We start from the raw sequence: 510 nt of genomic DNA, 5'->3' as shown, positions 1-510 counted from the left end.
GTTGCTGCACCGGACCACCCGCCGGGTACGGCTGAGCGCCGACGGCCTGCAGTTCCAGCAGCGCGCCCGCGACCTGCTCGACGACATGGAAGAGCTGCAGGGCATGTTCCGCCGCGACACCAGCCAGCTCAAGGGCCGGCTGCGGGTGGACATGTCCAGCGGCCTGGCCCGCCAGCTGGTGATCCCGCACCTGCCCGGCTTCCTTGCGCAGCATCCGGGGCTGGAGATCGAGCTCAGCGGCACCGACCGCCGCGTCGACCTCGTTCGCGAAGGCTTCGACTGCGTGCTGCGGGTGGGCAGCCTGGACGACAACACGCTGGTGGCCCGGCCGCTGGGGAACATGCAGATCGCCAACTGCGCCAGCCCGGCGTATCTCGCCGCGCGCGGCACCCCGCACACGCTCGCCGACCTGCACGATCACGCGCTGATCCACTACGTAGGCACGCTGGGCCAGCGCTCGCCGGGCTTCGAGTACCCCGATGACCAGGGCGGCTACCGCAGCCTGCCGAT

At 71.2% G+C, this 510-nt stretch carries 1 protein-coding gene; it reads left to right on the top strand.

The features are described 5' to 3' along the window. Positions 1-510 (top strand): LysR substrate-binding domain-containing protein (locus DBR34_RS17710; RefSeq protein ID WP_258224087.1); only part of this gene is annotated, 510 nt, incomplete at both ends.

The organism is Stenotrophomonas sp. HMWF003 (genome assembly GCF_003061285.1).
Lineage (GTDB): Bacteria > Pseudomonadota > Gammaproteobacteria > Xanthomonadales > Xanthomonadaceae > Stenotrophomonas > Stenotrophomonas maltophilia_AP.
The sequence above is the reverse complement of the archived record's forward strand: the minus strand, read 5'-3'. Positions and strand labels throughout refer to the sequence as shown.